Source organism: Marisediminicola senii (genome assembly GCF_011057645.1).
GTDB classification, from domain to species: Bacteria; Actinomycetota; Actinomycetes; order Actinomycetales; family Microbacteriaceae; genus Marisediminicola; species Marisediminicola senii.
This window is the reverse complement of the sequence record NZ_JAALGE010000021.1, coordinates 37,450-43,583: the sequence shown is the minus strand read 5'-3', so window position 1 is coordinate 43,583 and position 6,134 is coordinate 37,450. Positions and strand designations below refer to the sequence as shown.

The 6,134-nt window shown below is 72.3% G+C and carries 7 protein-coding genes; 4 read left to right on the top strand and 3 right to left on the bottom strand.

The features are described 5' to 3' along the window. Nucleotides 1-97 precede the first annotated feature (97 nt). Together G5S38_RS08655 and G5S38_RS08650 are read left to right on the top strand one after the other, a co-directional pair. Complete coding sequence (locus G5S38_RS08655) at nucleotides 98-1,021, top strand: DNA-3-methyladenine glycosylase family protein (RefSeq protein WP_165067353.1); 924 nt, start codon at nucleotides 98-100, stop codon at nucleotides 1,019-1,021. Between the two features lie 69 nt (nucleotides 1,022-1,090). Continuing rightward, nucleotides 1,091-1,633: an acyl-CoA thioesterase gene (locus tag G5S38_RS08650; RefSeq protein WP_235928973.1), complete on the top strand. Its 543-nt coding sequence runs from the start codon at nucleotides 1,091-1,093 to the stop codon at nucleotides 1,631-1,633. 41 nt (nucleotides 1,634-1,674) lie between these two features. Here the strand turns inward: G5S38_RS08650 and G5S38_RS08645 are convergent, their stop codons facing one another. After that, the gene (locus G5S38_RS08645; RefSeq protein ID WP_165067348.1) at nucleotides 1,675-2,481 is read right to left on the bottom strand and encodes a DNA/RNA non-specific endonuclease; all 807 of its coding nucleotides are present in this window, start codon (nucleotides 2,479-2,481) and stop codon (nucleotides 1,675-1,677) included. A 16-nt stretch (nucleotides 2,482-2,497) separates the two neighbouring features. Continuing rightward, nucleotides 2,498-2,821: a hypothetical protein gene (locus G5S38_RS08640; RefSeq protein ID WP_165067345.1), complete on the bottom strand. Its 324-nt coding sequence runs from the start codon at nucleotides 2,819-2,821 to the stop codon at nucleotides 2,498-2,500. Between the two features lie 237 nt (nucleotides 2,822-3,058). Between G5S38_RS08640 and G5S38_RS08635 the strand changes: the two genes are divergently transcribed. Then, nucleotides 3,059-3,457, top strand: a complete 399-nt coding sequence (locus G5S38_RS08635) for a YidH family protein (RefSeq protein WP_165067342.1) — start codon at nucleotides 3,059-3,061, stop codon at nucleotides 3,455-3,457. After that, the gene (locus G5S38_RS08630; RefSeq protein WP_165067339.1) at nucleotides 3,454-3,861 is read left to right on the top strand and encodes a DUF202 domain-containing protein; all 408 of its coding nucleotides are present in this window, start codon (nucleotides 3,454-3,456) and stop codon (nucleotides 3,859-3,861) included. Before G5S38_RS08635 ends, G5S38_RS08630 begins: the two co-directional genes overlap by 4 nt. Nucleotides 3,862-4,157: 296 nt before the next feature. Here G5S38_RS08630 and G5S38_RS08625 read toward each other — a convergent pair whose 3' ends face one another. Further along, nucleotides 4,158-6,122, bottom strand: a complete 1,965-nt coding sequence (locus tag G5S38_RS08625; protein ID WP_165067336.1) for an FAD-binding protein — start codon at nucleotides 6,120-6,122, stop codon at nucleotides 4,158-4,160. Nucleotides 6,123-6,134 lie beyond the last annotated feature (12 nt).

The window sequence follows — 6,134 nt, the reverse complement described above, 5'->3', positions numbered from 1 at the left end:
CGGTGCGGGGTGGCGCGGGGTGGGCGCCCGGTCGGGCCCGGCGCGGCCCGGCTGGCGTCTGGAGGGCAGTGTCGGGTGCGCGGGCGACAATGGCTGCATGACGACGCGGGGGGATGCCACGACCACCTGGTCTCCGTCGGAGCCCGTCGACCTGCGCAGAACGCTGCGCCCCCTGGGCCGCGGCAGCCTCGACCCGACCATGCGGTGGGACGGCTCGGCGGTGTGGCGCGTGATCACCACCCCCGACGGCACCGCGACCGTGCACCTGCGCGTGGTCGCCTCGACGGTCGAGGCCACGGCGTGGGGCGATGGCGCGGAATGGGCGATCGCGGGGGTGCCCGAGCTGCTCGGCGACGGTGACGACACGGAGGGCTTCGACGTGAGCGGCAACGAGTTCCTGCGCGAGGCACAGCGGCGCCTCGGCGGGCTTCGGCTGCTGCGCACCAACCGGGTGTTCGAGGCGATGATGCCGGCGATCCTGGAGCAGAAGGTTACCGGCAAGGAGGCAAGGCGGTCGTGGCGCGAGCTCATCGCGCGGCACGGGGAGCCCGCTCCCGGTCCCGCTCCCGACGGAATGCGCGCGTGCCCGACGCCGGCCGTGTGGCGCATGATTCCGTCGTGGGAGTGGCACGCCGCGGGAGTGGACCCGCAGCGGTCGCGGACGGCGCTCGCCGCGGCATCCGTCGCCTCGGGGCTCGAGCGCACGCTCACCCTCGGCAGGGGAGGGGAGGAGCTCGCAGCACGGTTGCGGTCGGTGCGCGGGGTCGGGGTGTGGACGGCCGCCGAGACCACGCAGCGCTCCCACGGCGACCCCGATGCTGTAAGCGTCGGCGACTACCACCTGCCCGCGCTCGTCGGGTGGGCGCTGGTCGGGCGTCCGGTCGATGACGACGGCATGCTCGAGCTGCTCGAGCCCTGGCGCGGCCACCGTCAGCGCGTGATGCGCATCATCGAGCACAGCGGGTTCGCGAAGCCCCGGTTCGGGCCGCGCATGACGATCCAGGACCACCGGCGGCACTGACCGCGGGGCAGTCGCCGCCGTCGGGCGGTCGGCTCGTTGCGACCCGGAGGTAGCCTGACCGTCGTGCACATGATCTTTCGAACGTTCCTGGTCTGGCTCAGACGGCACCGCGGCCCGAGGCTTGGCGTGCACGACATCGGAACCCTGCGCCTCACGGTGCTGCCCACCGACCTCGACGTGCTCGGCCACATGAACAACGGCGTGTACCTGTCGATCATGGACCTGGGCCGGCAGGACCTCATGCAGCGGTCAGGCGCCCTCGACAAGCTGTTCGCGGCCGGGTTCTATCCGGTCGCGGCGAGTGAGACGATCTCGTTCCGCAAGTCGCTGCAGCCGTTCCAGCGGTTCGCGCTCGAGACCAAGATCGTGGGCTACGACGCGAAGGCCGTCTACGTCGAGCAGCGGTTCGTCGCCGGCGGGGAGCTCTACGCGAAGGCGTTCGTGCGGGCCAGGTTCCTGCGCAAGGGCGGCGGAACGGTCGCGCTCGACGAGCTGGCCGCGGTCACCGGCGCCGACCCGAGCGAGGTCGTGCTGCCCGAGTGGCTCGAGGGCTGGGCGCGCGACGTCGCGGTGCCGCCGTCCCGCGCCACCGCCCCGAGCGAGTGGCCGTGAGCGGGGCGCGGTAGCGGCCGTCATCCGCTGAATAGTGAAAGCTACAGGCGGATGTCGGCGGCGCTCTCGAGCAGGGTCCAGTCGCTGCGCAGCAGGCCGGGCCGCGGCGCGAACCGGTCGACCGCCTCGAGCTGGGCGAGGTCGAGGCCGGTCAGGCGCGAGACCTCCGACACCGCCAGCTGGAACGTGCGGAACGGCCCGAGCTCCGGCGGGTCGTCGACCGCCCACGCCGCGGGCAGGGTCAGGCGGTCGAGCAGAGCCCCCTGGTCGAGCAGGTACGCGGTCGCGGCAGCCGCGTCATCCATCACCCAGACGGCGACCTTGAAGAACTTGCGGGGCAGTTGAATGCCGCGGTACTTGGGATCCGCGTCGTCGAAGACCGGCCCGGTCAGCACGGTAAGCCGCCGGCCGGTCGCGTCGGCGTGATCGAGCAGGTAGTCCTCGAGCCCGAGCCACAGCTCCTTGGACTGGTTGAACGAATTGACCTGCGGTGCCGCGTTGGCATAGCTGAAGGTGTCGTAGTTCGCCTCGTCGGCGTCCGGACCCCACACCGGGTCGCGGCGACGCACGAGGTGCCCGCGGTCGAGGTCATTACGGGCGTACAGCTCGGGTCCGGCCTGCTCGTCGGCCGGCACGCGCTCGTCGAGGTGCCAGTCGTCGCCCCGGCCGACATCGACGAGGTTGTCGCCGTCGATGTTGACCGAGGTCAGTTCGGCGAGGCGCCGCCGCCGGTGCAGCACGACGGTGAAGTGCCGGTAGTCGAGCCGGGCGAGCTGGTCGGCAGGGGTGGACGAGGCGGGCAGCGCGACCGGCAGCCCCAGGAAGTCGGGATCGTAACCGGACGACATCGCGCGGCGCGTCGGCTCAGTCGGCCTGGGTTGCGTCTGGCTGGGCCGCGTCTGGCTGGCCTGCGTCGGCCTGGGCTGCGTCAGCCTGGCCGTCATCGGAGAACGCGGTGCCCGGCTCGTCGGTCGACGAACCGGCGGTGTCGGATGCGTCGGCCGCGGCATCCACGTCCGGCTTCTCGTTCAGGGTGCCGGAATCGGCGCTGCCGAGCGGCTCGGAGTGTCCGCCGGAGTAGTCGGCGTTCTGCAGCTGCTCCTCGGCGACTCGGGTCGCTTCGGACTTCTCGGCGGGATCCCACGCTGCGGCGCCGCCCTGATTCGCGAACTGGTCAAACTGGCCCATGACACCCTCCCCTTGTGGTCCGTTAGCCCCAGAAGCCTACTCCTTCGGCTGGCGAGGGCGGCGGGCGGGCGATAGCGGGCTGCGTACGGCAGACCGCGGGTCGATGGGTGGCAGCGGCAGATGCCGAGTCGCGGGAGAACGGCGGGCTGCCGGTGGCGCCTGCTGCACAGGGCAGACAGCGGGTCGGCCCTGGCCCGCGGCAGGCTGGGCGCGACGGCCCTCCCGTAGGCTCGTCGCGTGAGTGACGACAGGGCGGCATCTGACGACCGGCGGCCACGGAGTGTCTACGGGGTCGGTTCAGAGCCCGACATCCGCTTCTCCCTCGCCAACGAACGCACCGCGCTCGCCTGGGTGCGCACCGGACTCGCCCTCATCGCCGGCGGCGTCGCGCTCTCGACCCTCGCGTCGTTCGCCGACCTCCCGCTGCTGCTCGACCTGGTGTCGATGGTCGCCTGCCTGATCGGGGCGGCGCTCGCCGTCTCCGCGCTGTTCTCGTGGCGGCGCACCGAGCGTGCCCTGCGGTTGAACCTCCCGCTGCCCGCGCCGTCGGCCCTACCCTGGCTGGTGGGTGCCGTCGTGATTCTCGCCATCGCCCTCGGCGGGTACGCACTCGTCGACGCGCTCGACCGGTTGTGACTGGCGACCCGCACGGCGGGCAGCACGGCTCGCCCGATCCGGTTGGCCCGGCAGGCCCGCCCGATCTGCCCGGCTCGCAACCGAACCGACCGCGCGACCCCGGACTGCAGCCGGAGCGCACGGCACTCGCCTGGCAGCGCAGTGGACTCGCGGCCGCGACCATGGGGCTGGTGCTCGCGCTCGGGGCGTTGCGGCAGGGGCTCCCGGTCGTCGCCGTGCTGGCCGCGGCGCTGGTGCTGGCGACGGTGACGCTCGGGGTGCGCGGGTTTCCCTCGGGTGCGGGACGCGCCGCCGACTCGATGCTCGCCGCGCCAGCCCTGCGGCGTATGGTCGCGATCGTCGTCTCGCTCGCCGCGCTCGGGGCCGTCGTCGCGTCGACCGCCGTGCTCGCCGAGTTTTCCTGAGCATGCGGTCTGCTCGCCGCGCGTTCTCCTGGGCGCGAGGACTCCTGGGCGCGACGCCTCCTGGGCGCGGGGAGCCAACGGGCGCGGGGAGCCAACGGGCGCGGTCGCGTCGATCAGCGCGTCAGGTGCTTTCATCATTCAGGAGCCGATGAAGCAGATTCGGTGGATGCTGCCAGCCGGCGCAGCATCCATGCAATCTGGTCTATCCCGCGCCGATATCGTGCGCTCTCGGCGTGCTCGTTCCTGAATGATGAAAGAACCCAGCCCGGCGTTCCTGAATGACGAAACCCGGAGCGTCAGGCGTCGACCAGCGGACCGAACGCGAACACGCGCTGCGGGTCGTAGCGCTGCCGCACCTCGGCCAGGCGGTCGAAGATGTCGTGCGGCCAGGCGCTCGCGAACTCCCGCTCCGAGTGGATGGCGCCGGCGAAGTTGATGGTGGTCTCGGGCGACACCCACTTCTCGATGTCTTCGATCGCGGCATCCGCGGCCTCAGGCAGCACGCTGTCGAACAGCGTCGGGTCGACGCCGAGCAGGATCAGCGTGAACGCCCCGGAGCGCCCGCCGACCGCCGACCCCTCCGGCACGTCGATCGCGGTGCGGCCGCCGAGGTGCCGGATCTCGCAGGACACGAACGGCGAGTGGATGCCGGCACCCACGTGCCGCAGCAGCTCCCCGGCGAACTCCTGGTCGGCGAACGACAGCATCATGCCGCGGTCCCACACGGCGCCCGGCTGGTCGGGATCGTTGTGGATCGTGCCCAGCTGGTAGGTAGGCAGCGGGCCGACGGCGTCGATCACGGCGGGGGCGAGCGCGCGCAGCGGGGCCGCGAGGCGCGCTCCCTCGTCGTCGGTTCCCGGGTAGGCGAAGCGCAGGTTCACCACGGTGCGCCCGCGAAGAGGCTCCGGGATGAACTCGAGCGGCGGCAGGCGCATGATCGCGACGCTCGTGGTGACGTCGTCCGATGCGGTCTCGGTCCAGTCGAGCCATCCGCGCAGCACCGCCTCGATGTGCTCCTCGGCGAAGAAGATCGACCCGCCGTAGACGGTCGGGAGCAGGGCGAGCTCGAGCTGCATCTCGGTGACGATGCCGAGGCCGCCCTTGCCTCCCCGCAGCGCCCAGAAGAGGTCGACGTTGCTGACCGCGCTGGCCTCGAGCACCGCGCCCTCGCCGTCGACGACGGTGAACGAGCGCACCCAGTCCGAGGTGAAACCGTGGCTGCGCGACAGCGGGCCGAGCCCGCCGCCCAGCGTGTAGCCGACCGCCCCGACGTCGGGGGAGGACCCGGGAATCGGAGTGAGCCCGAACGGGGCGGCCGCGGCGTGCACCGCCCGCCACTTCTGGCCGGCGCCGATGGTCGCGATCCTGGTGTGCGGGTTGACGTCGACGGCGGCGAGCCGGCGGGTGGTGATCATCAGTCCGTCGGTGGCGGCGACGAAGGCACCGTGCCCGGTGGCCTGCACCCGCAACGGCAGGGAGTGCGCGGCGGCGAACCGCACGGCGGCGGCGACGTCGGAAGTGGATGCTGCGCCGACGACCACGGCGGGGGAGTGCACGACGCCCAGGTTGAACGCGGCGACCTCCTCGGCGAAGCCCGGGTCGCCGGGGGTGAGCACCACTCCGGTGACCTGGGCGCGGAGGTCGGTGAGGTCGAGCTGCCCGACGTGAGCGCTGCCGGCGCTGCTGCCGTCGCTAGCGCCGCCGGTGCCGCTGCCGTCGGTCTCGGTGCCGCCTTCGCCCGCATCGGAGTCGGTGCGGCCGGCTGCGGCATCCAATCCTGAATAATGCCGCTCGACGGTGTCGTCGTAGCCCCCGAACGGTTGCGGCTCCCTCCCCGCGACTGCCGCCGCGAGCCGATCGAGGTAGAACTCCCAACCGCCGCCGACGGTCGACGGCTGCACGGTGTCGGACAGCCGCTGCCGCAGGGTGAGGAGGGATCGCGAACCGGGCAGCTCCTCCACCGAGAGTTCCAGGTGCCACGGGTCGTCGCCCACGGTTTCGACCACGAGCAGGCTCGGGCGCTGGCAGGTCAGCACCCGCAGCTGCTCGACGGGGGAGCCGTCTTCGGCGGTCCACGTGACGTCGATCGGTCCGGTGCTGGCGTCGCCCTGCCACGGGCCGATCCACCGCGCGGTGCGGTCGGACACCGTGAGGTGCGACCACAGCTCGGCGACGGGCACGTCGAAGCGGCGGTCGATCGCCACGACGTCATGGGCGTCGCGCGTCTCGATGCGACCGGTCGGTGGTGTGTTGTCGAACATGGCGACTCCCGT